Source organism: Zoogloea oleivorans, from assembly GCF_008107625.1.
Taxonomy (GTDB): domain Bacteria; phylum Pseudomonadota; class Gammaproteobacteria; order Burkholderiales; family Rhodocyclaceae; genus Zoogloea; species Zoogloea oleivorans.
The window spans coordinates 199,234-220,610 of record NZ_SDKK01000009.1 but is presented as its reverse complement, the minus strand read 5'-3'; the positions used below and the strand labels follow the sequence as shown (position 1 = coordinate 220,610).

Annotated in this window: 18 protein-coding genes; 8 read left to right on the top strand and 10 right to left on the bottom strand. The window is 66.9% G+C overall.

What is annotated here, in order from left to right; genetic code table 11:
* Nucleotides 1-16 precede the first annotated feature (16 nt).
* The gene (locus tag ETQ85_RS11605; protein WP_148579213.1) at nucleotides 17-451 is read right to left on the bottom strand and encodes a hypothetical protein; all 435 of its coding nucleotides are present in this window, start codon (nucleotides 449-451) and stop codon (nucleotides 17-19) included.
* A gap of 193 nt (nucleotides 452-644) precedes the next feature.
* Between ETQ85_RS11605 and ETQ85_RS11600 the strand changes: the two genes are divergently transcribed.
* Nucleotides 645-1,292 (top strand): YiaD family glycine zipper/OmpA-like lipoprotein, encoded by a 648-nt coding sequence (locus ETQ85_RS11600; RefSeq protein ID WP_148579212.1) that lies wholly within the window; start codon nucleotides 645-647, stop codon nucleotides 1,290-1,292.
* Between the two features lie 10 nt (nucleotides 1,293-1,302).
* Here ETQ85_RS11600 and ilvA read toward each other — a convergent pair whose 3' ends face one another.
* On the bottom strand, nucleotides 1,303-2,973 hold the full coding sequence (gene ilvA / locus ETQ85_RS11595) for a threonine ammonia-lyase, biosynthetic (RefSeq protein WP_281283089.1): 1,671 nt from the start codon (nucleotides 2,971-2,973) through the stop codon (nucleotides 1,303-1,305).
* Here ilvA and ETQ85_RS11590 point away from each other — a divergent pair.
* The 3 genes from ETQ85_RS11590 to ETQ85_RS11580 all read left to right on the top strand — a co-directional run bounded on the left by ETQ85_RS11590 (nucleotide 2,917) and on the right by ETQ85_RS11580 (nucleotide 8,544).
* Nucleotides 2,917-3,267 carry a RidA family protein gene (locus ETQ85_RS11590; RefSeq protein ID WP_148579210.1) on the top strand — a complete coding sequence of 117 codons (351 nt, stop codon included), beginning with the start codon at nucleotides 2,917-2,919 and terminating at the stop codon, nucleotides 3,265-3,267. The genes ilvA and ETQ85_RS11590 overlap by 57 nt on opposite strands.
* 139 nt (nucleotides 3,268-3,406) lie before the next feature.
* Nucleotides 3,407-4,423 (top strand): SGNH/GDSL hydrolase family protein, encoded by a 1,017-nt coding sequence (locus ETQ85_RS11585; protein WP_148579239.1) that lies wholly within the window; start codon nucleotides 3,407-3,409, stop codon nucleotides 4,421-4,423.
* Between the two features lie 233 nt (nucleotides 4,424-4,656).
* Nucleotides 4,657-8,544 carry a DUF3683 domain-containing protein gene (locus ETQ85_RS11580; RefSeq protein ID WP_148579209.1) on the top strand — a complete coding sequence of 1,296 codons (3,888 nt, stop codon included), beginning with the start codon at nucleotides 4,657-4,659 and terminating at the stop codon, nucleotides 8,542-8,544.
* Between the two features lie 70 nt (nucleotides 8,545-8,614).
* On the opposite strand, the gene ETQ85_RS11575 is transcribed toward ETQ85_RS11580, so the two are convergent.
* A complete protein-coding gene (locus tag ETQ85_RS11575; RefSeq protein WP_246128745.1) occupies nucleotides 8,615-9,343 on the bottom strand; it encodes a carbonic anhydrase family protein in 729 nt (242 codons plus the stop codon).
* A 179-nt stretch (nucleotides 9,344-9,522) separates the two neighbouring features.
* Here ETQ85_RS11575 and ETQ85_RS11570 point away from each other — a divergent pair, with 179 nt between their 5' ends.
* The 3 genes from ETQ85_RS11570 to ETQ85_RS11560 are packed head-to-tail and all read left to right on the top strand — an operon-like array spanning nucleotide 9,523 to nucleotide 13,516.
* Nucleotides 9,523-11,406: an SAM-dependent methyltransferase gene (locus ETQ85_RS11570; protein WP_148579208.1), complete on the top strand. Its 1,884-nt coding sequence runs from the start codon at nucleotides 9,523-9,525 to the stop codon at nucleotides 11,404-11,406.
* A 23-nt stretch (nucleotides 11,407-11,429) separates the two neighbouring features.
* The gene (gene cobA / locus ETQ85_RS11565; RefSeq protein WP_148579207.1) at nucleotides 11,430-12,221 is read left to right on the top strand and encodes a uroporphyrinogen-III C-methyltransferase; all 792 of its coding nucleotides are present in this window, start codon (nucleotides 11,430-11,432) and stop codon (nucleotides 12,219-12,221) included.
* Nucleotides 12,218-13,516: a cobyrinic acid a,c-diamide synthase CobB gene (locus ETQ85_RS11560; protein WP_148579206.1), complete on the top strand. Its 1,299-nt coding sequence runs from the start codon at nucleotides 12,218-12,220 to the stop codon at nucleotides 13,514-13,516. The genes cobA and ETQ85_RS11560 overlap by 4 nt, the downstream gene beginning before the upstream one ends.
* 48 nt (nucleotides 13,517-13,564) lie before the next feature.
* Here the strand turns inward: ETQ85_RS11560 and ETQ85_RS11555 are convergent, their stop codons facing one another.
* Nucleotides 13,565-14,728 carry an aminotransferase-like domain-containing protein gene (locus ETQ85_RS11555; protein ID WP_148579205.1) on the bottom strand — a complete coding sequence of 388 codons (1,164 nt, stop codon included), beginning with the start codon at nucleotides 14,726-14,728 and terminating at the stop codon, nucleotides 13,565-13,567.
* Between the two features lie 84 nt (nucleotides 14,729-14,812).
* Between ETQ85_RS11555 and ETQ85_RS11550 the strand changes: the two genes are divergently transcribed.
* Entirely contained in the window at nucleotides 14,813-15,247 is a 435-nt protein-coding gene (locus ETQ85_RS11550) for a MarR family winged helix-turn-helix transcriptional regulator (protein WP_148579204.1), read from the top strand.
* 87 nt (nucleotides 15,248-15,334) lie between these two features.
* Here the strand turns inward: ETQ85_RS11550 and ETQ85_RS11545 are convergent, their stop codons facing one another.
* The 6 genes from ETQ85_RS11545 to ETQ85_RS11520 form a co-directional block, all read right to left on the bottom strand.
* A complete protein-coding gene (locus ETQ85_RS11545; protein ID WP_148579203.1) occupies nucleotides 15,335-15,892 on the bottom strand; it encodes a hypoxanthine-guanine phosphoribosyltransferase in 558 nt (185 codons plus the stop codon).
* A 16-nt stretch (nucleotides 15,893-15,908) separates the two neighbouring features.
* Nucleotides 15,909-16,193, bottom strand: coding sequence for a YqjK-like family protein (locus ETQ85_RS11540; RefSeq protein ID WP_148579202.1), 285 nt, complete (start codon nucleotides 16,191-16,193; stop codon nucleotides 15,909-15,911).
* Entirely contained in the window at nucleotides 16,190-16,573 is a 384-nt protein-coding gene (locus tag ETQ85_RS11535; protein WP_148579201.1) for a phage holin family protein, read from the bottom strand. The genes ETQ85_RS11540 and ETQ85_RS11535 overlap by 4 nt, the downstream gene beginning before the upstream one ends.
* 15 nt (nucleotides 16,574-16,588) lie before the next feature.
* The gene (locus ETQ85_RS11530) at nucleotides 16,589-16,897 is read right to left on the bottom strand and encodes an ElaB/YgaM/YqjD family protein (protein WP_148579200.1); all 309 of its coding nucleotides are present in this window, start codon (nucleotides 16,895-16,897) and stop codon (nucleotides 16,589-16,591) included.
* 108 nt (nucleotides 16,898-17,005) lie between these two features.
* A complete protein-coding gene (locus ETQ85_RS11525) occupies nucleotides 17,006-20,104 on the bottom strand; it encodes an efflux RND transporter permease subunit (protein WP_148579199.1) in 3,099 nt (1,032 codons plus the stop codon).
* Between the two features lie 10 nt (nucleotides 20,105-20,114).
* On the bottom strand, nucleotides 20,115-21,260 hold the full coding sequence (locus ETQ85_RS11520) for an efflux RND transporter periplasmic adaptor subunit (RefSeq protein ID WP_148579198.1): 1,146 nt from the start codon (nucleotides 21,258-21,260) through the stop codon (nucleotides 20,115-20,117).
* Between the last annotated feature and the right edge of the window lie 117 nt (nucleotides 21,261-21,377).

The window sequence follows — 21,377 nt, the reverse complement described above, 5'->3', positions numbered from 1 at the left end:
TAAGTGGATGATCAGCTTAGCGTGCGGGCATGTCGATGCCGTGGGCGCCCAGCCATGTCTTGTCCAGCTCCCATTTGACGCCCTGGATGCCCGGCTGCGCCGAAACGATCAGGCGAGCTTCCGTCTGGCGGGCGGCGAGAGTCTGCTGAGCCTCGACAAAAGCCGGATTGTTGGGGTCCTTCACGTTGATTTCCGGAAACAGCACAGCGATGACCCGGAAGGCCGGCACGTCGAAATTGCGCGGCGTGCCCATCACCGCCATGCCCTGCTCCACCCGCAACACGCGAAAAGGATAGGGATAGGCCTTGAGCGGCGCGCTGGCAGTGGCTTCGAGCACCTGGTTGAGCTCCCGCGCCCGAGCGTCCGGCCGGCGAATCGCCCAGTCGGCGGTAAAGAACAGCACCAGCGCGAGCAAGGCCCAGTGCCAGGTTTTGACTTGCTTCAGACTCACGTCGGGACTCGCTTTCTGCTGCCGGGAAGGCTGTCACAAACGCGAAGAATATAATCAATCCCTAATAATCGCGAGCCCCGACCGGCGCAGGGCGGAATGTGGCCGAACGAACAGACCGGCACGCGCCGCTGTGCAAGCATCGAAACACCGGGATACAAATCTTCCGGACCCCGCTTCTCTAAAGGAAAATCCGATGAAATCGCCCCTGATTCTTCTGCCCCTGTGCGCCGTGTTCATCCTCAGCGCCTGCGCCAACATGACCGAAACCCAGCGCAACACGGCAATCGGTGCCGGCGTTGGCGCTCTGGGCGGCGCGGTGATCAGCAAGAGCACCGGCGGCAACCAGACCGGACGCGACGCAGCCCTTGGCGCCGGGGTCGGCGCACTGGGGGCCTACGCCTGGTCGCAACGCATGGAAAGCCAGCGCCAGGCCATGGCCCAGGCCACTGCCGGCACCGGCGTGGATGTGTCCCGCACCGCCAACAACGAGCTGAAGCTCGACATTCCCAGCGACATCTCCTTCGACACCGGCCGGGCCGCCATCAAGCCGAACATGCGCCCCATCCTCGACCGTTTCGCCCAGACACTCACCGACAACACCGCCACTCACATCCGCATCGTCGGTCACACCGACAGCACCGGCTCGGATGCCATCAACAATCCCCTGTCCCTGGACCGGGCCAACAGCGCCCGCAACTACCTGATGGACCGGGGCGTAGCCAGCAGCCGCATCGACACCGCCGGCCGCGGCGACCGGGAGCCGGTTGCCGACAACCACAGCGAAACCGGCCGCGCCCACAACCGCCGCATCGAAATTTTCGTCGGCGAAGCCGCCCGCTAAGGCACGGCGCCTAACCCAGGAACATCTTGTAGGCCGGGTTGGCGGTTTCATCCACGTACTCGTAGCCCAGCCGCGCCAGAAAGCCCTGGAAGGCCTCGCGGTCGGCCTGCGGCACCTGCATGCCGACCAGCACGCGGCCGAAGTCGGCACCGTGGTTGCGGTAGTGGAACAAGCTGATGTTCCAGTCGGAACGCAGGGTATCGAGGAAGTTGAGCAGCGCACCCGGACGTTCGGGGAAGACGAAGCGGTACAGCACTTCGTTTTCGGCCTGGGGCGCATGGCCGCCGACCATGTAGCGGATGTGGCTCTTGGCCATCTCGTCGTCGGTGAGGTCGATGCAGGGCAACTCGTGGCGCTGCAAGAGCTCGGTGATGCGAATGCCCTCGGCGCGGTTATGCACGCCGACGCCGACGAAGATGTGGGCCTTGTCGGCATCCGCGTAGCGGTAGTTGAACTCGGTGATGTTGCGGTTGCCGAGCAGATCGCAGAACTTCTTGAAGGAGCCGGGCTTCTCGGGAATGGTCACGGCAAGGATGGCTTCGCGCTGCTCGCCCACTTCGGCACGCTCGGCGACGAAGCGCAGGCGGTCGAAGTTCATGTTGGCGCCGGAAGCGATGGCCACCAGGGTTTTGTCCCGCAGGTTGTGACGCTTGGCGTATTCCTTGGCACCGGCCAGCGACAGGGCGCCCGCCGGCTCGAGGATGGAGCGGGTGTCCTCGAAGACGTCCTTGATGGCGGCGCAGATGGCGTCGTTGTCCACCGAGATCATTTCATCGACGTATTCCTGGCACACGCGGAAGGTTTCCTCGCCGACCAGCTTGACCGCCGCGCCATCGGCAAAGAGGCCGACGGTGGGCAGTTCGATGCGCTTGCCGGCGGCCAGCGACTGGGTCATGGCGTCGGAGTCGACGCTCTGTACGCCGATCACCTTGATCTCGGGGCGCACGCGTTTCACGTAGGCCGCCACGCCGGCCAGCAGGCCGCCGCCACCCACGCAGCAGAAGATGGCGTGGATGGGCTTGCCGTGCTGGCGCAGGATCTCCATGCCGATGGTGCCCTGGCCGGCGATCACGTCCGGATCGTCGTAGGGATGGACGAAGGTCAGCTTTTCGGTTTTTTCAAGTTCGACGGCGTGGGTGTAGGCGTCGGAGAAGGATTCGCCGGCCAGCACCACTTCGCCACCGTTGCGCTTGACCGCGTCGATCTTGATCGCCGGGGTGGTGGTGGGCATGACGATGACGGCCCGCACACCGAGCTTCTTGGCCGACAGGGCGACGCCCTGGGCGTGGTTGCCGGCCGAGGCGCAGATGACGCCGCGCTTGAGGGCCGTCGGGCTGAGGCTGGCCATCTTGTTGTAGGCCCCGCGCAGCTTGAAGCTGAACACCGGCTGCATGTCCTCGCGCTTCAGGAAGATCTTGTTGTGAATGCGCGCCGACAGGTTGGGAGCAAGGTCGAGGGGCGTTTCAATCGCCACGTCGTAGACCTGGGCGGTGAGGATCTTCTGGAGGTAGTCGGGGTGCTGCGCGCTCATGGCTGAACCTGTGTGTCGGCTGAGGGAGCATTGAAGGGTAGCAGCCGGAGCGGCCGCGCTGCAACATACGGGCTTTTCTGAGCGGAGCCTTTCATGAGCGATATTCAGCGGGCCGGCACCACGCCGCGCTATTCCGACTTCACGCTTCACAACGGTGTCGTTTACTGCGTCGAGGTGCCACCCGACGAAAACGCCGACATCACCACCCAGACCAGCGCCATGCTGGCCTGCCTGGAAACCCTGCTGATGCAGGCCGGCAGCAGCAAACAGCGCCTGCTGATGGCCACCCTTTACCTGACCGACATGGCCGACTACGCTGCCGTGAATGCAGCGTGGGAAGCCTGGCTGCCCGCCGGCAGCGCACCGAGCCGCGCCTGTGTGCAGGTGGTGCGCCTGGCAAAACCGGGCTGGAAGGTGGAGATCGCGGTGCAGGCCGCCGTCTAGCCACGGCCAAAACAGGCCAATATTTCTTTTGCATCGCCTATATTCACGTAATCGAATGCATTGGCCGCCACCCTTTCGGCGCAGGCTCGTCCGGCGCCGGGCCATGAGGTTTTCTTGTAATTTGTCTTGAGGAGCTTATATGTCCTGGCGTCAGCGTTTTAGGCACTCCCTGGCCGTGGTCAGCCTGGTCCTGAGCAGCACGGGGGCACAGGCGGGGCTGTATTCAAACCTCTACGTTTTCGGCGACAGCCTGTCGGATACAGGCAACGATCTGGTGGTTACCGGGGGTGCCGTGCCATCGCCGGCCTATTACACCGACGGCACGAACAGCGGGCGCTTCACCAACGGCCTGAACTACGTGGACCATCTGGCCGCCGGGCTCGGCCTGAGCGCCGCCCCCTCAGTGCTGGGTGGCACCAATTACGCCTACGGCGGCGCCCGAACCGATAGCGTCGCCATCGGTTTGCCCCCCACGGCGCAGCCCTTCAACCAGCAGGTCGGCAACTATATCGCCGGCGGGGTGGCCGACCCTTCGGCGCTATATGTGCTGTGGATCGGCGCCAACGACATGTCGGACGTTATTACGGCAGCGGCAGCGGCCGATCCAGCGACGATTCCCGCTCTGGTCAACACCAAGGTGAACACGGTGATGAGCAGCATCGTCGGCGCGCTCACGGGGCTGGCCGGCCTGGGAGCCCAGCACTTCCTGGTGCCCAACCTGCCCAACCTGTCCCTGACGCCCGAGGTGCGCGGCTTCAACAATCCGCAACTGTCGATCCTGGCGAACAACGTGAGCATCGGCTTCAATCAAGCCCTGGCCGGCACCCTCGGCCTCAACATGTTCTCGGTTCTCGACATTCGCAGCCTCGACATTTTTGCCGCCCAAACGCAGATCACACTGGACCCGGCCGCCTACGGCTTCAGCAACGTCACCGATGCCTGCTACAGCGGCGAGCTGACCGGCGCCGGCACGCCAAGCGTATGCGCCAACCCTGACCAGTACATGTACTGGGACTTCGAGCATCCAAGCGCCGCGCTGCACGCACAACTGGGACAACTGGCCCTGGCCGCCGTGCCGGAACCCGCCAGCTGGAGCCTTGTCCTGGTCGGGCTGGGGCTGCTGAGCGGCCTCGGCCGACGCCGGATACACGGCTGAAAACGTCGCGCCGGATGGCAACGGGCCTGCTCCTGACCGGACAGGCCCGTTTTTCCTGGTACGCGGCCAAGCGCCTGCAATACCGGAACTGTAGCCCCGAACAGCAGTCAAACCGGGGCTTGTCGCCCCCTCCTCCGGTTTCCCCTTCTCGCCGTAAGGCTTTGTTTTTCGACAGAAGGCGGGGCGGTCCGTTAAAATGCTCCGTTCTCCGCTGCAAAGATCCAGGTACCGCAATGACCCAACGCCTGCGCGAAATCCCCTATAACTACACCTCGTTCTCCGACCGCGAGATCGTCATCCGCCTGCTCGGCCCGGACGCCTGGGAGACCCTCGACGCCCTGCGTTCCGAGCGTGTCACCGGCCGTTCTGCACGGATGCTCTATGAGGTGCTGGGGGATGTGTGGGTTGTCCAGCGCAACCCCTACCTGCAGGACGACCTGCTCGGCAACCGCGACCGTCGCGGTGCGCTGATCGAAGCCCTGCGCCACCGCCTGCGCGAAGTCGAAAAGCGCCGCGAGGACGCCGGTGAAGCGGGCGCCGAAGACGCCGAACGCAGCGCCAAGGTGGCGCGCCTGGTGTCGGCCGCCCATGGTGCGGTCGACCGCTTCGAGAAGTTCTTCGAAAACACCTACGACCTGAGAAAGCGCGTGCAGCGCGAACTGGTTCGCCACACCCGCAAGGACAACATCTGCTTTGACGGCCACGCCCGCGTTTCGCACGTGACCGACGCCACCGACTGGCGTGTGGAATACCCCTTCGTGGTCCTCTACCCGGACACCGAAGAGGAAATGGCCCCGCTGGTGAAGAGCTGCATCGAACTCGGGATGACCATCATTCCGCGCGGGGGTGGCACCGGTTACACCGGCGGCGCCGTGCCGCTCGACGCCAATTCGGTGGTCATCAACACCGAGAAGCTGATCTCGATGGGCCCGGTCGAAGAGATCGTGCTGCCCGGCCACAGCCAGCCCTACGCCACCATCCGCACCGGCGCCGGCGTGGTCACCGAGCGCGTGTCCGAAGCCGCATCCCTGGCCGGCCGCGTGTTTGCCGTGGACCCGACCTCGGCGAGTGCCTCGTGCATCGGCGGCAACATCGCCATGAACGCCGGCGGCAAGAAGGCCGTGCTGTGGGGCACCGCGCTCGACAACCTGGCCTGGTGGAAGATGGTCACGCCGGACGGCGACTGGCTGGAGGTCGAACGCCTCAACCACAACTTCGGCAAGATCCACGAGCAGAAGACGGTCGAGTTCCGCCTCAAGCGTTTTGACGCCAAGAACTACACGCTGCTGTCCGAAGAAGTGCTGTCGCTGCCCGGCGCCAGCTGCCGCAAGGACGGCCTGGGCAAGGACGTCACCGACAAGTTCCTCGGCGGCGTGCCGGGCGTGCAGAAGGAAGGCACCGATGGCCTCATCGTGGCGTCGCGCTGGGTGCTGCACAAGATGCCGCCGGTGACCCGCACGGTGTGCCTGGAGTTCTTCGGCCAGGTGCGCGAAGCCGTGCCGGCCATCGTCGAGATCACCGACTACTTCAAGCCGGGCGGCGCCGGCAATGCGGCCAGCGTGCTGCTGGCCGGCCTCGAGCACCTCGACGAGCGCTACGTGAAGGCGGTGGGCTACACCACCAAGGCCAAGCGCCACGGGCGGCCCAAGATGGTGCTGATCGGCGACATCGTCGGCCATGACGAGAACGCGGTGATGACCGCCGCTTCCGAAGTCATCCGCATGACCAACACCCGCGGCGCCGAAGGTTTCATCGCCGTCAGCCCCGAGCAGCGCAAGAAGTTCTGGCTCGACCGCTCGCGCACCGCCGCCATCTCGCGCCACACCAACGCCTTCAAGGTGAACGAAGACGTGGTGATCCCGTTGCCGCGCATGGGCGACTACTGCGACGGCATCGAGCGCATCAACATCGAGCTGTCCACGCACAACAAGCTGGCCCTGTGCGACGCGCTGACCGAGTTTCTTGACGGCGAGCTGCCGCTGGATACCGGCGACGCCACCATTTCCCGCGACGAGTTGATCGGCGAACGCCGCAAGGACGCGCTGGACTACGTGGCCAGCGTGCGCCGCCGCTGGGAATGGCTGCTCGACAACCTCGACACGCCGCTGGCCGAGGCCGAGCCGCACTTCGCCGACTATGGCGTGGTGGCTGGCGAGCTGACCAACCGTACCGTCAACCCCAAGCTCTTCCACCGCCTGCAGGACTACTCGGTCCGCACCAGCTGGAAGCTCGAGCTCAAGTCGCGCCTCGACAAGATTTTCGATGGCGTGCTGTTTGCGCCGGTGGTCGAACAGCTCAAGAAGGTGCATAAGCAGGTGCTGCGCGGCCGCGTCTTCGTGGCCCTGCACATGCACGCCGGCGACGGCAACGTGCACACCAACATCCCGGTCAACTCCGACAACTACGAGATGCTGCAGACCGCCAACAAGGCCGTCGACCGCATCATGGCGCTGGCCCGTTCGCTGGATGGAGTGATCTCGGGTGAGCATGGCATCGGCATCACCAAGCTCGACTATCTCACCGACGCCGAGATGGCCAACTACTGGGCCTACAAGAAAAAGGTGGACCCGGAAGGCCGCTTCAACCGCGGCAAGCTGATGAAGGGCGGCAACCTCGACAACGCCTACACGCCCAGCTTCAACCTGATGGGACACGAATCCCTGATCATGGAGCAGACCGCCATCGGCGAGATCTCCCACGACATCAAGGACTGCCTGCGCTGCGGCAAGTGCAAGCCGGTGTGCTCGACCCACGTGCCGCGCGCCAACCTGCTGTACAGCCCGCGCAACAAGATCCTCAGCACCTCGCTGTTGATCGAAGCCTTCCTCTACGAGGAGCAGACCCGTCGCGGCGTGTCGCTGGCCCACTGGGCCGAGTTCGAGGACGTGGCCGACCATTGCACCGTGTGCCACAAGTGCGAGAAGCCCTGCCCCGTCGACATCGACTTCGGCGACGTGTCGATCAAGATGCGCAACCTGCTGCGCGAGCAGGGCAAGAAGTCCTTCAACCCCGGCAAGGCCGCGGCGATGGCCTTCCTGACCGCCAAGGATCCGGCCACCATCAAGCTGATCCGTGCCGGCATGATCGGCTGGGGCTACAAGGCCCAGCGCCTTGGCCACCGCATCGGCAAGAGCCTCGGGCTGATCCAGGACCAGGTCCAGCATCCGCCGGCAACCCTCGGCAAGCCGGCCATCAAGGCCCAGATCATCCACTTCATCAACAAGCCGATGCCGGGCGGGCTGCCCAAGCGCACCTCGCGCGCGCTGCTCGATATCGAGGACGACACCATCGTCCCGGTGATCCGCAACCCGCAACTGAAGCGCGATGAATCCGACGCGGTGTTCTACTTCCCGGGTTGCGGTTCCGAGCGCCTGTTCAGCCAGGTCGGCCTGGCGACCCAGGCCATGCTCTACCAGGTCGGCGCCACCACCGTGCTGCCGCCGGGCTACCTGTGCTGCGGCTACCCGCAAACCGCCGCGGGCGAAGAAGACGCCGGCCAGAAGATCACCACCGATAACCGGGTGCTCTTCCACCGGGTCGCCAACACGCTCAACTATCTCGACATCAAGACAGTGATCGTGTCCTGCGGCACCTGCATGGATCAACTGCAGAAGTATCAGTTCGAGAAGATCTTCCCCGGCTGCCGGCTGCTCGACATCCACGAATACCTGATGGAAAAGGGCCTCAAGCTCGACGGCATCAGCGGTACCCGCTACATGTACCACGAGCCGTGCCACACCCCGATGAAGGTCCATTCGGGCATCAAGGTGGCCAACGAGCTGATGGGCACGCGGGTCGACCTGTCCGACCGCTGCTGCGGCGAGTCCGGCACCCTGGCGGTGGCCCGTCCGGACATCTCCACCCAGGTGCGCTTCCGCAAGCAGGAAGAGATCGAGAAGGGCGCCGAGAAGCTGCGCGGTGCCGACGCCGCCACGCCGGTGAAGATCCTCACCTCCTGCCCGAGCTGCCTGCAGGGCCTGTCGCGCTACGCCGGCGATGCGGGCGGCGTGGATGCCGACTACATCGTGGTCGAAATGGCCAGGCACATCCTCGGTGAAAACTGGATGGCCGAGTACGTGGCCAAGGCCAACAACGGCGGCATCGAGCGCGTGCTGGTGTAAGGCTTCAGCGCGGCCTGAAACGAACGAGGCCCGCACAAGCGGGCCTCGTTGCATCCGGGTCGTAACAGGCTCAGTACCAGTTCACCTTGCCATTGCTGGTGTTGTACAGCGCGCCGACGATGCGGATCTTGCCTTCGTCTTCCATGGCCTTGAGGATCGGGCTCTGGTCGCGGATCTTCTGCACGACCTGCCTCACGTTGAGTTCGGTAACGTCATCGACGAAAGCGTGGTTGTGGGAGTTGTGCTCCCCGGGCGTCGACGCGGCAGCGACAGCCGGCTTGAACTTCTCCAGCAGGGTCGTCAGGTTGCCCATCTTCACATCGTCGCAGGCCCCTTTGATGGCGCCACAGCTGGTGTGCCCGAGCACCACCACCAGCCGCGAACCGGCCACCTTGGCGGCGTATTCGAGGCTGCCGAGGATGTCCTCGTTCACCGTGTTGCCGGCCACACGGGCCGTAAAGATGTCGCCCACGCCCTGATCGAAAACCACTTCCGGCGCGGCGCGGGAATCGATGCAGCCAACCACGCTGGCGTAGGGAAACTGGCCGAGAGCCGTGGTGTGCACCTGGGCCTTGAGCTTGCGTTTGAGGGGCTTGTCAGCCACGAAGCGGGCGTTGCCGGCCTTCAGGATATCAATGGCCTTGTCGGGGCTTATGCCGGCCTGAACGGCCTTGGTCAGGGTCGCGCCGGTGGTGTAGGGGCGCGGTATCGCCGGGCCGCCGTGGTCGTCGCCGGCAAGGGCAAGGCCGCTGCTGCCCAGGGCAGCAAAGACGATGGCGATCAGTTTCATTGTGGTCATTTCTTGTCTCCCGTTTGTTTTTTTGAATGCACATTTCGCATAATCGAGAGCTTGTTTTCGAATATTCCGCGGAAAACTTGAATTTTTCCGGAAACCATCCATGCCCGCGGCCGGAAAAGGCTTCGTGCTATCCTGCGACCCCCGTTTTTCCGGTTGTGCATGGGCCTGACCGACAGAGAATGAGCGAAGAACTGAATCCCGCCCCGGTGCTTGATCCGGTGGAAGCGGCCGAATCGGCCCGTCCCAGGGCCGCGGCCCGGACACCCCGCAAAAAAGCCCCTGCCAAGGTGGCTGCCCTACCCGTGGATGCCACCGCAGAGGTGATACCGGTGGAGCCCGCCGCTGCGCCGAAGGCAAAGGCCAAGCGCGCGCCGCGCAAGCCGAAAAAAGCCGCCGAAGCCGTCGTGATGGACGAGCAGACAGCCGACCTGTTCGCCGCACTGCAACCAGAAATCGTCTCCGTAGCGCAGCCCGAAGCACGGGTTGAACCCGTCGCCATCGAAGCGCCTGTCACAGCGGCGGTGAGCGCAGAGGCAGCCCCGGCGGTCACCCCGGAAACCAGCGACGAACCCGCCACGGAAGAGGCCGCAGCCAGCAGCGACACCCTCGTCACACCGCCTGCCAGCCCGCGCCGCAAGCGCAAGCGCCGGCGCGGCAAGAGCGAACGCAGCGCGCAGGGCGACAACGCCCCGGAAGGCGAATTGCCGGCAGCCCAGGGCGAATTGACCGAACAACCGAGCACCGCCGAACTCACCCCGCTCGAAGCCCCGCTGCGGGCCTTGCTGGAGGCCTTTGAGGCCCCGGTCGAACCGCTCGTCCTGACCGTGGCGCTCCCCGAACCTGAACCCGCTCCGCTGCAGCCCCTGACCGTGGTGAGCCTCGGCCTGACCCAGCCGCCGGTGCTGTCTGCCGAAGCGCTGGCTGCACTGCGCGGCGCCCGCGTGGTGCTCGGTACCGCCGACGCTCTCGACCGCCTGGCTGGCCTGCACCTCAACGTGCCACAGCAGTTGTGCGCCGCCGACTCCGCGCATGTGGACGTGCGTACCGTCGGCCACGCCGGCAGCGTGCTGGTAGTGGTCGGTGACGGCGCCGGCGACGGCCCGGCAGCAGAACTCCTCGCCGAACTCGGCCCGGCCCATGTGCGCGTGCTACCCGGCGTCGGCCGCGTGCAGGCCGCCTGTGCCGCCCTCGGCTTGTCGGCAGAGATCGTTTCGGTGGTGGACCTGCGGCGTGCCCCGCTGGCCGCCCTGCGTGGCCAGTTGCGCGCCCATCGCCTGCTGGCCGTGCCGGTGGCCGATGCAGCCGCACCGGTCGCCGTGGCCCGCCTGCTGCTCGACAGTGGCTTCAGCGGCGCCCGGGTGTGGGTCTGCGAATACCCCGGTGGTGTGCTGAAAACCACCGCCTGGCTGGCTTCCGAGCTGGTCGAGCTGCGCGAACCCGTCGATGCCCACGCGGTGTTGATCCTTGCCACCGGCCCGTCTGCCGGCGTGTTCACCGAGTTGCCCGGCCTCAGCGAAGCAGCCCTGGGTGACGACGCCGCCAGCGCCCTGCCGCTGGCCGTGCGCACCCTGGCCCTGGCCTGGCTGCAGCCGGCCGCCTGGGAAAACGGCTGGGCGATTGCCGACGGTGAAGCCAGCCTGGCCCTGGAATGGGCACGGGCGGTACCGACGGCGCGCGTCCGGGCGGTGGGCGTGGAACCGAGCCTGCTGGGCGTTTCCATGGCCCGCGTCGGGGTGGGCGAAAATCTGTCCGCGGTGGCCAGTGCCACGCCCCAGCGCAGCCGCGAATGGCCGGCGCCGGAGGCCGTGTTCGTGCGCGGCGGAATCGGCCTGAGCGACTGGCTGGCCGCCGCCTGGGAACGTCTCACGCCCGGCGGCCGTCTCGTGGCCACTGCCGAAGACGACGAGGCCCGCGCCGACCTGCTGGCCTTTTCCGGACAGGTGCCCGCCGAGGCCTGGCAGGAACTGAGCCTGTCCCGCGGCGAAACCGTGGCCGGACGCCTGCGTTTTGCGCCGAGTGCGCCAGTCCGTCTGGCCCTGTGGCGCAAGCCGGGCTTATCCTGAAAACCTTTACCGGGAGCGCTGACATGCCTGCTTCGTCCTTCCCCCGCGAACGTTCCCCGGCCCGGCCAGGCTGGGTCTACCTGGTGGGCGCCGGCCCCGGCGACCCGGAACTGCTGACCCTGCGCGCTGCGCGCCTGCTGCTGGAAGCCGACGTCCTGGTCTACGACAACCTGGTCAGCAAGGAAGTCCTCGACTGCGTGCCGGAGCACACCCAGCGTTTGTATGTGGGCAAGAAGGCCTCCAACCACTCCCTGCCGCAGGAGGGCATCAACGCCCTGCTGGTGAGGCTGGCGCAAGAGGGCAAGCGGGTGGTGCGCCTCAAAGGCGGCGATCCGTTCATCTTCGGACGCGGCGGCGAAGAGGTGGAAGAACTGGTCAAGGCCGGCATTCCCTTCGAGGTCATCCCCGGCATTACCGCGGCGGCGGGCATCGGTGCCTACGCCGGCATTCCGCTGACCCACCGCGATTTCGCCCAGTCGTGCATCTTTGTCACCGGCCACCTCAAGGATGGCTCGGTCGATCTCGACTGGGAAATGCTGGCCCGCCCCAAGCAGACCCTGGTGTTCTACATGGGCATCACCCAGCTGGCGACGATCTGCGCCGAACTGGTCGCCCACGGCCTGCCCGCCACCACGCCGGCAGCGGTAGTGCGGCGTGGCACCAGCCGCGATCAGCGCGTGGTGACCTCCAACCTGGCCAATCTGGCCGCCGACGTGAAAGCCGCCGGCATCACCCCACCGGCGCTGACCATCGTCGGCGACGTCGTCAGCCTGCAGCCGCGGCTGGCCTGGTTCCACCCGGAAGAAGAAGCATGAGCGCAGCCCTCTGTCCCGCCCTGTTTGTTGCCGCACCGGCCTCCGGCCAGGGCAAGACCACCGTCACCGCCGCCCTCGCCCGCCTGCACACCCGTCAGGGGCGCAAGGTGCGGGTGTTCAAGTGCGGACCGGACTTTCTCGACCCGCAGATCCACACGGTGGCCAGCGGCGCGCCGGTCTATAACCTGGATCTCGGCATGTGCGGTTCGGCCGACGCGGCCTGGCGCCTGCACGCTGCCGCCCAGGAGGCCGACCTGATCCTTGTCGAAGGGGTCATGGGCCTCTTCGACGGCAGCCCGTCGGGGGCCGACATTGCCCGTTACTTCGGCATTCCGGTGATGGCGGTGATCGACGCCAAGGCCATGGCCCAAACCTTCGGTGCGCTGGTGCATGGTCTGGCCACCTGGCAACCGGATCTGCCCTTTTCCGGCGTGTTGGCCAACCACGTGGGCAGCGAACGCCACGCCGAGTTGCTGCGCGACAGCCTGCGACCGGGCATCGCCTGGTATGGCGCCCTGCCCCGTGACGAGGCCGCGGCCCTGCCGGAGCGCCACCTGGGCCTGCTGCAGGCCGCCGAAATTGCCGACCTGGACGCGCGCCTCGACCTGCTGGCCGATCATCTGGCCCGCACCGGCGCGGCAGACCGTCCGTTGGCGGTGTCCTTCCCCGAAGCACCGGCCCCGTTTGTGGAACCGCTGCTCCAGGGGCGCACCATTGCCATAGCCCGGGATGCCGCTTTCGGCTTCATCTACCCGGCCAACCTGGACATGCTGCAAACCCTTGGCGCCGAGCTGAAGTTCTTCTCGCCGCTGGCCAACGAAGCCCTGCCCGCCTGCGACGCCCTGTGGCTGCCTGGTGGTTACCCGGAACTCCACGCCGCCAGCCTGGCCGCCAACAGTGCCTGGCAAGCCGCCCTGCAGGCCCACATGGCCGCCGGCAAGCCGCTGCTGGCCGAGTGCGGTGGGATGATGAGCCTCTTCGAGACGATTACCGACCGGGACGGCACCACCCACCCGGGCGCCGGCCTGCTCCCCGGCCACACCCGCATGCAGGCCCGCCTGGCGGCCCTCGGCACGCAAGTCGCCGAGTTGCCGGAAGGACGCCTCAACGGCCACACCTTCCATTACTCGAAGAGCGAAACACCGCTGGCGCCCCTCGCCCGTGCCCATACCCCGGCCGGAAGCGAAGGCGAGGCGATCTACCGGCTGGGCAGCTTGACCGCCTCCTACGTGCATTTCTATTTCCCGTCCAATCCGGTGGCCACCGCGGCGTTGTTCGGCGCCTCGCCGGACTGACGCCCGACCGGCGCAACCAGACCTCGCGATTGCCACCAGGGGGCGGATTCAATCCTGCTGGGCGCCCACCAGTGCAGCCAGCTGGGCTAGGCCACGGTCGATTTCATCATCGGCCGCGTGGCTGAAGTTGAGGCGCAGGGTACCGGTGGCGGCCGGGCTGTCCGGGTAGAAGGCTTCGCCGGGCATGAAAGCGACGCCCTGTTCAATGGCTATCGGCAGCAGCTTGCGGGTGTCGATGCGGCGATTCAGCGTGAGCCAGAAGAACAGGCCACCGGCCGGCGTTTCCCAGCTCGCCAGGGCGCCGAAGTGGCGTTCCAGTGCCAGCTCGAAGAGATCACGCTTCTTGCGGTAAAAATCGGCCAGCCCGGCGAGGCGTTCGCGCCGCTCGGGGGATTCGAGCTGTTGCAGCACCAGCCACTGGCTGAGCCGGTTACTGTGCAGGTCGGCGGCCTGCTTGAGGCGCACCAGGTAGGTGAAGAACTCCGGCGAGGCGGCCAGAAAGCCCAGGCGCAGGCCCGGCGCCAGGCTCTTCGAGAAGGAGCCCTGGTAGATCCACGGGCTGTCCTTCAGACCGGCGCACACCGGGCGGCGCTCGCAGGCGTCGTACACCAGATCACGGTAGGGATCGTCCTCGAACAGCGGCACGCCGGCGCCTTCACAGGCGGCGGCCAGTGCGTCCCGCTGAGCAGTGGTGTAGCAGTGGCCGGTGGGGTTCTGGAAGGTCGGAATGGCGTAGGCGAAGGCCGGTTTTGCGTCGCGGAATCCGGCGGCGCTCACGGTGTCGGCGGTAAAGGGCGCAAAGCGCGCGCCAAAGAAGCGGAACACCTGCAGCGCCGCCAGATAAGTGGGGGACTCCACGGCCACCGTCGTACCCGGATCGATGAACAGCTTGCCCACCAGGTCGATGCCCTGCTGGGAGCCGGACAGCACCAGCACCTGCTCGGGCCCGCAATCGAGGCCGACGTCGGCGAGTTCTTCGGCGATGCGCTCGCGCAGGGCCGGGTCACCCTCGGTGGGGCCGTATTGCAGGACCGAGTCCGGGGCCGACAGGCCGAAGTCGGGAAAGGTCTCGGCCGCCGGCAGGCCGCCCGCAAACGAGATCATTCCGGGCCGCCCTACGACTGCCAGGATCTCCCGGATCGGCGACGCGTGCAGGTCGTGCACACGGGCGGAAAGGGACGGAAGCTGGCGGGGGGCAGAGCTGGACGACATGGAAATCTCCTGGATTGCGTAAGGGGGGATAAGTCAATAACATTGACCTATTCAATGCTGATCCTCCCCGGGAGCCCTGTCAAGATGATTGACCCGAAGCGCCAGGCCGAACTGCGCGAATCCATCGAAGTTTTCTTCTTCGCCTACCGCGCCTTCACGACGCCACCCGACCGCATCCTCGCCGAGCGCGGCCTCGGGCGCGTCCATCACCGCATCCTGTATTTCGTCGCCCGCAGCCCCGGTATCGCCGTCAATGCGCTGCTCGGCGTGCTGGACGTGAGCAAGCAGGCGCTGCATGCGCCGCTGCGGGAACTGGTGGACAAGGGGCTGATTGCCGCCACGCCGGCCGAACACGACCGGCGCGTGAAACAACTGGTGCTGACCGACGCGGGCGCTGCGCTGGAAGCGGCGCTGTCGGGCACGCAGCTGGCAATGCTGGAAAAGGTCTTCGCCGACGCAGGACTGGAGGCCGAGGCCGCGTGGCGGGGGCTGATGGAGCAGATCTCCCGGAGCCGCTGAAACTCCCCGTGGGTCGGGCTGCAGCCCGACAGGCGCCGTGAATCGCAGTGTGCAGTCGGACTGAAGTCCGACCCACGATTACCGGTCTCAGTGGTCCTTCAGCGCGTAAATCCCCGGTGCGTTGCGCCAGTAGCCCTTGTAGTCCATGCCGCCGCCAAACAGGAAGCGGTCGGCCACATCAAGACCGGTAAAGTCGGCCCGCATGCCGGGATAGGCCTTGCGTTCATGCACCTTGTGCACCAGCACCGCGGAACTCACCTCCCGCGCGCCTTCGGCCTTCAGGTAGTCGATGATCGCGGCGAGGGTGTGCCCCTCGTCGAGAATGTCGTCGAGAACCAGCACGTTGCGATCGCGCAGATCCTGCGTGGGGCGCACGCGCCAGTCGAGTAGCGTGCCCTTCAGGGCGTGGCCGTAACGGGTAGCGTGCAGATAGGCCAGTTCGAGTGGGAAAGGCAGGCGCGGGAGCAGGCGGCCGGCAAGAATCAGCCCGCCATTCATGACCACATAGATCAGCGGGTTCTTGTCGTGCAGGCGCACGGTGATGTCGGCGGCGAGGCGATCGAGCGCCTCATCCACTTCAGCCGGGGTGCACAGGCAGTCCGCCTCTTCGCGGGCGCGACGGATTTCTTCCAGATCGACGGTCATGGCAGTACGGTAAGAGTCAGGGAATCAGGTTGCGGGCACGGCGTACGAGCTGCCAGCCGAGCCAGCCACGACGGGCCCAGCGCAGGGTGGCGCGGGGACGCACAACGAGCAGGAAGATCGCGATGCCGGAAACGATGGGTGCATTGTTGCGCGCCCAGTGAATGCCATCGGCGATCCGGTCGACGCCGCGCAGCAGCGGCGTGAAGGTGCTGGCGTGCTGGATAAGGGCGTCGCGCTGGGCGGCGGAACGCATCTGCAGGCGCTGCTTGCGCAGGGCAAGCTCGACGAGTTCCGGGCTCATTCCCTGTGCCGCAGAGCCTCGCGGTCCTGGGCGAGTTCGGCCAGGCTCGAGGCGAACAGGCGCGAGCCACTGCGCAGGCGGGTGGCGGCACGGCTGGCGAACCAGACGCCGGCTACCAGCAGCGCAGCAGTGGCAAGGCCAAAAGCCAGCAGACGATGACTCTCCCACAGCAGCACGGTGATGAAAACCAGCAGAAAAACGATGCCGAAGCCGACAAAGAGGGCGGCGAGGACAGTTTCAAAGAGGAAACTGCCAGCGCGCAGCTTTTCTTCCTTCAGCTCAACAGCGAAGAGTTCGAGCCGGGTCTGGACGGTAGCCAGCCCGGAATCGGCAAGCCCCTTGAGGGACTCGCCGAGGCGCGAGGGCGCGGAATCGCTCATTCGGGAGCGCTGCGCTTAGCGGCGGTTGACCAGCAGGCCGAGCAGGAAACCAACCCCGGCAGCAACGCCGACAGCCTTCCAGGGGTTTTCATGCACGTAGTCGTCGGTGACGCGGGCGGCAGCCTTGGTCTTTTCAACAACAGCGGCTTCCAGGTCCTGCAGCTTGTACTTGGCATTGACCAGTCTGTCGCTGAGGCGGCTGCGTACGTCGGCCACCTTGTCGCCGGCCTGGCCAGCGGTCAGCTTGAGCAGTTCTTCGGTGTCGGCAACAACGGCCTTGAAGTCGGAAACCAGTTTGTCCTTGGTAACTTGTGCGTCGCTCATGGCGTTCTCCAGAGTCATAACAAAATAGAAGGAAGGTGCGCGGTGCGGTGGTCTGCAGCCACCTGAATATCAAGACCTAGGCTAATCCCAATTGTTCCTCAAGGCAATTCATTCGGGTGTCGCCGGGCTTGCCGGCAGCGCCGCGCGCCGCGGCCCGAAGATTCGCGCCAAAAGCACCTCCAGGTCATCCACGTAGGTGTATACCGCGGGCACCACAAGCAGGCTGAGCAGCGTCGAGGTGATCAGGCCGCCGATCACGGCAATCGCCATCGGCGCGCGGAAGCTCGGGTCGGCGCCCAGGCCCATGGCGATGGGGAGCATGCCGGCGCCCATGGCCAGGGAGGTCATGACGATGGGACGGGCGCGCTTGCGGCAGGCATCCACCAGCGCGTCGAAGCGCCCGAGGGGCGGGCCGCCGCGGCCGTGACGGGCCTCGATGGCGTATTCGACAAGCAGGATGGAATTCTTGGTGACCACGCCCATCAACATCAGGAGGCCGATCAGCGAGGGCATCGAGAAGCTGCTGCGGGTCAGCAGCAAGGCCACGAAGGCGCCGCCGATGGCCAGCGGCAGGGCCGCCAGAATGGTCACCGGCTGGGTAAAGCCCTTGAAGAGCAGCACCAGCACCATGTAGATGCACAGCACGCCGATGCCCATGGCGAGGCCGAAGCTGCCGAACAGCTCCTGCATCATCTCGGCGTCGCCCGAATCAGCCAGGCGCACGCCGGCCGGCAGCTCGCGCAGGGCCGGCATGGCGAGGGCTTCGGCATAGACCTCGCCGAGTTCGCGCTGGCCCAGTTCCACTTCGAGGATCACGTTGCGGCTGCGGTCGAGGCGGTTCACCTGGGCCGGGCCGCTGTCCACGCTGATGTCGGCGACGTTGGCGAGCAGCACCGGGCCATGCTTGCCAGGCACGCCGAGGCGGCCGATGGCGGCCATGTCGGCGCGCACGTCGTTACCGAGCTTGACGCGGATCGGCACCTGGCGGCGTTCGAGGTTGAGCTTGGCGAGGCCCACGTCGTAGTCGCCGGCGGTGGCCACTCGCACGGTCTCGCCGATGGCGTCGGCGCTGACGCCCAGATCGGCGGCACGGGCGAAGTCGGGGCGCACGATGATCTCCGGCCGCACCAGGCTGGCGCTGGAGGTGACGTTGCCGACGCCCTGCAGGGTGCGCAGGTCGCGGGTGGCGGCCTGGGCGGCGGCGGCGAGGGCGGCCGGATCGTCGCTCTTGAGGACGAGGATCATCTTTACGCCGGAGTCGGCCGGGCCGACGGTGACGCGCACGCCGGGCAGCACGGCGAGGCGTTCGCGCATTTCCACTTCGACGGCCTGCTGGTTGCGCGGCCGTTCGGTGCGGTGGCTGAGGGTGACGGTGAGCACCGCCCGGCGCACTTCGGCAGCGGCGCCCGGGTTGAAGCCGTCGCCGGCGGCGCCACCGCCGACGGAACTGAAGACGGCCTTCACGTCGGGCATGGCGGCGATGGCCTGGCGCGCCCGTTCGGCGGCGTCGCGGGTTTCCTGCAGGGTGCTGCCGGGGGGCAGTTCGACGTTCACCAGGGTCTGGGCGCGGTCGGCGGGGGGCACGAAGCCGGTCGGCAGCAGCGGAATCAGCATCACCGAGCCAATGAAGAAGGCGACCGCCGCCAGCACCGTGGTGAGGCGATGGCGCAGGCACCACTGCATGAGCGTCATGTAGCGCTGCATCGTCCAGCCTTCACGCTCGACGGTTTCGGCGGTCGGCTTGAGGAAGTAGGCCGCCATCATCGGGGTGAGCAGGCGGGCCACTACCAGCGAGGCGATGATGGCCAGCACCGCGGTCCATCCGAACTGCTTGAAGAACTTGCCGGCAATGCCCGACATGAAGGCGGTGGGCAGAAAGACCGCGACCAGTGCGAAGGTGGTGGCGATGACGGCCATGCCGATTTCGTCGGCGGCCTCCATGGCGGCCTTGACCGGGCTCTTGCCCATGCGCAGGTGGCGGGTGATGTTCTCGATTTCGACGATCGCGTCATCCACCAGGATGCCGACCACCAGGGCCAGCGACAGCAGGGTGACGGTGTTGAGGGTGAAGCCGAACCAGTACATGCCGAGGAAGGTGGGAATCACCGACAGGGGCAGGGCCAGCGCGGCGACGATGGTGGCCCGCCAGTCGCGCAGGAACCACCACACCACCAGCACGGCCAGCAGCGCGCCTTCGTAGAGCAGGTGCATCGAGCCGTCGAAGTTTTCCTGTACCGGGGCGACGTTGTCGTAGGCGTGGGCGAAATGCACGCCGGGATGGGCGGCGGAGAGGTCGGCAACGGCCTTGGCGACACCGGCGGCGACGCTGATTTCGCTGGCGCCCTTGGTGCGCGAGACTTCGAAGCCGACCACCGGCTTGCCGTCGAGCAGCGCTACCGAGCGGCGCTCGGCGGTGGTGTCGGCGATGTGGGCGATGCGTTCGAGACGCACGCTGCGGCCGTCGGCGAGGGGGATGTCGAGCTGGGCCAGGGCGCTGGCGCTGGCCACCGTGGCGATGGTGCGCACGGCTTGCTCGCCGCCGCCCACGTCGCCACGCCCGCCGGGGGCTTCCATCTGGCTGCGGCGCAGCTGGCGCGAGACATCGGCGGCGCTGACGCCGAGGGCGGCCATGCGTTCGGCATCGAGTTCGACGCGCACTTCGCGGGTCAGGCCGCCCATGCGCTTGACCGCACCGACGCCTTTCACGGCGAGCAGACGCTTGGTGACGGCGTCGTCCACCATCCAGCTGAGGGATTCCTCGTCGAGGCTGTCGGAACTCAGCGTCCATGCGCCGAGGGGCCGGCCGGCGGTGGCGATCTTGGCGACCACCGGCTCGCGCACGTCGGCGGGCAGGTCGGAGCGCACCCGGCTGACGGCGGCACGCACTTCGGTCTCGGCCTCGTTGGCGTTCTTTTCCAGCTCGAACTCGATGGAGATCGTCACCTCGCCATCGAGGATGGTGGTGTACATCTTCTTGATGCGGGCCAGCGTGGCGATGCTGTTTTCGAGCTTGCGCGCGACTTCGGTTTCCAGCGTGCCAGGGGCGGCGCCGGGCAGGCTGGCGCTGACGGTGACCACCGGCAGTTCGATGTCCGGGAAGTCCTGCACGCCGGAGCCCTGGAAGGCCAGCAGGCCGGCCAGGGTGAGCAGGGCGAAGAGCAGGATCGCCGGGATGGGGTTGCGGATGGAGAGGGAGGAGAAGTTCATGGCCGGGGGCTCACTTGGCGGCCGGGGCGCTGCCCGCTTCGACCACCTTGACCAGGTCGCCGTCGTTCAGGAAGCCGGCGCCGCTGGCGACGACCCGGGTGTCGGGCTTGAGGCCGGAGAGGATCTCGACCCGGTCCTGGTCGCGGTAACCGACCTGGACCTTGGTCTGGGTGACGCGCTGGTCGGCACCGAGGAGGAAGACGTAGTCGAAGCCGTCACGCAGGGCCACGGCCTGGCGCGGCACGGTGAGGCCGCGGCTGCGTGCCAGCTCGAACTCGCCGCGGGCAAACATGCCGGCCTTGAGCGGGGCTTCGGGACCGTTGCCGGCGCTGGCCGGCACATCCACATAGACGAGGGCGTTGCGGGTTTGCGCGTCCACGGTGGGGGCGACAGTGCGCACCTTGCCGGCCACGATTGCGCCGCCGGGGGCGGTGAGGCGCACGGCCTGGCCGGGGCGCACCTGGCCGAGCTGGGCAGCCGGAACTTCGGCGCGCCATTCAAGACGGCTCTGGCGGATCAGGCGGAACAGTTCCTGACCTTGGGGCACCACGGCGCCGACGGTGGCGGCCGCGGCGCGGAAGGAGATCACGCCGTCGTCGCTGGCCAGCACACGGGTGTGGCGCAGGCGCAGGTCAGCCGCGTTGAGGCTGGCCTTCGCAGCGAGCTTGCGGGCTTCGGCGGCGGCTTCTATGGTGAGGTATTGCTGGATCTGCTGCGCGCTGAGGGCGATGGCGGCGTCGGCGCTGCGGGCGCGGGTGGCGTTGGCACGGGCTTCCAGCAGGGTGGCGTCGGCTTCGGCCAGGCTGGCGCGGGCTTGGGCCTGTTCGGCGAGGGGCATGTCGGTGGCGAATTCGGCCAGTACTTCGCCCTTTTTGACGCGGGCGCCGACGTTCACCTTGATGTCCACCAGGCGCAGCCCGCTGGCTTCGGTGCCGAGGGAGGCTTCCTGCCAGGCGGCGACGCTGCCGTTGGCGGTCAGGCGACGTTCCATGTCGCGGGTTTCGGGCTGGACGGTGACCACCGCCAGCGCCGGCTTGGCCGGGCTGGCAGGGGCAGCCGGCGCCGGTGCGGCGGGGGCTTCGGATCCGCCGGAGCAGCCGGCGAGCAGGCTGGCGAGGGTGAGCAGGGCGAAAAGCGGCATACGGGGGGAAATCATTGGGCGTCTCCGGCGAGGGCGGCCTGGGGGGCAATGGGGGTATCGGGGTGGGTGTCGCTGCGGGTCCAGCCACCGCCGACGGCCCGGTAAAGGGCGATCCAGGCGGCGACCTGTTCC

Coding starts and splice junctions, on each gene's coding strand:
- cobA (WP_148579207.1), top strand. CDS start 11,430: ATGCCTGCTTCGTCCTTCCCCCGCGAACGTTCCCCGGCCCGGCCAGGC.
- ETQ85_RS11520 (WP_148579198.1), bottom strand. CDS start 21,260: ATGATTTCCCCCCGTATGCCGCTTTTCGCCCTGCTCACCCTCGCCAGC.
- ETQ85_RS11570 (WP_148579208.1), top strand. CDS start 9,523: ATGAGCGAAGAACTGAATCCCGCCCCGGTGCTTGATCCGGTGGAAGCG.
- ETQ85_RS11580 (WP_148579209.1), top strand. CDS start 4,657: ATGACCCAACGCCTGCGCGAAATCCCCTATAACTACACCTCGTTCTCC.
- ETQ85_RS11590 (WP_148579210.1), top strand. CDS start 2,917: ATGAGCGATATTCAGCGGGCCGGCACCACGCCGCGCTATTCCGACTTC.
- ETQ85_RS11540 (WP_148579202.1), bottom strand. CDS start 16,193: ATGAGCCCGGAACTCGTCGAGCTTGCCCTGCGCAAGCAGCGCCTGCAG.
- ETQ85_RS11585 (WP_148579239.1), top strand. CDS start 3,407: ATGTCCTGGCGTCAGCGTTTTAGGCACTCCCTGGCCGTGGTCAGCCTG.
- ETQ85_RS11600 (WP_148579212.1), top strand. CDS start 645: ATGAAATCGCCCCTGATTCTTCTGCCCCTGTGCGCCGTGTTCATCCTC.
- ETQ85_RS11550 (WP_148579204.1), top strand. CDS start 14,813: ATGATTGACCCGAAGCGCCAGGCCGAACTGCGCGAATCCATCGAAGTT.
- ETQ85_RS11575 (WP_246128745.1), bottom strand. CDS start 9,343: ATGACCACAATGAAACTGATCGCCATCGTCTTTGCTGCCCTGGGCAGC.
- ETQ85_RS11560 (WP_148579206.1), top strand. CDS start 12,218: ATGAGCGCAGCCCTCTGTCCCGCCCTGTTTGTTGCCGCACCGGCCTCC.
- ETQ85_RS11545 (WP_148579203.1), bottom strand. CDS start 15,892: ATGACCGTCGATCTGGAAGAAATCCGTCGCGCCCGCGAAGAGGCGGAC.
- ETQ85_RS11525 (WP_148579199.1), bottom strand. CDS start 20,104: ATGAACTTCTCCTCCCTCTCCATCCGCAACCCCATCCCGGCGATCCTG.
- ETQ85_RS11535 (WP_148579201.1), bottom strand. CDS start 16,573: ATGAGCGATTCCGCGCCCTCGCGCCTCGGCGAGTCCCTCAAGGGGCTT.
- ETQ85_RS11530 (WP_148579200.1), bottom strand. CDS start 16,897: ATGAGCGACGCACAAGTTACCAAGGACAAACTGGTTTCCGACTTCAAG.
- ETQ85_RS11555 (WP_148579205.1), bottom strand. CDS start 14,728: ATGTCGTCCAGCTCTGCCCCCCGCCAGCTTCCGTCCCTTTCCGCCCGT.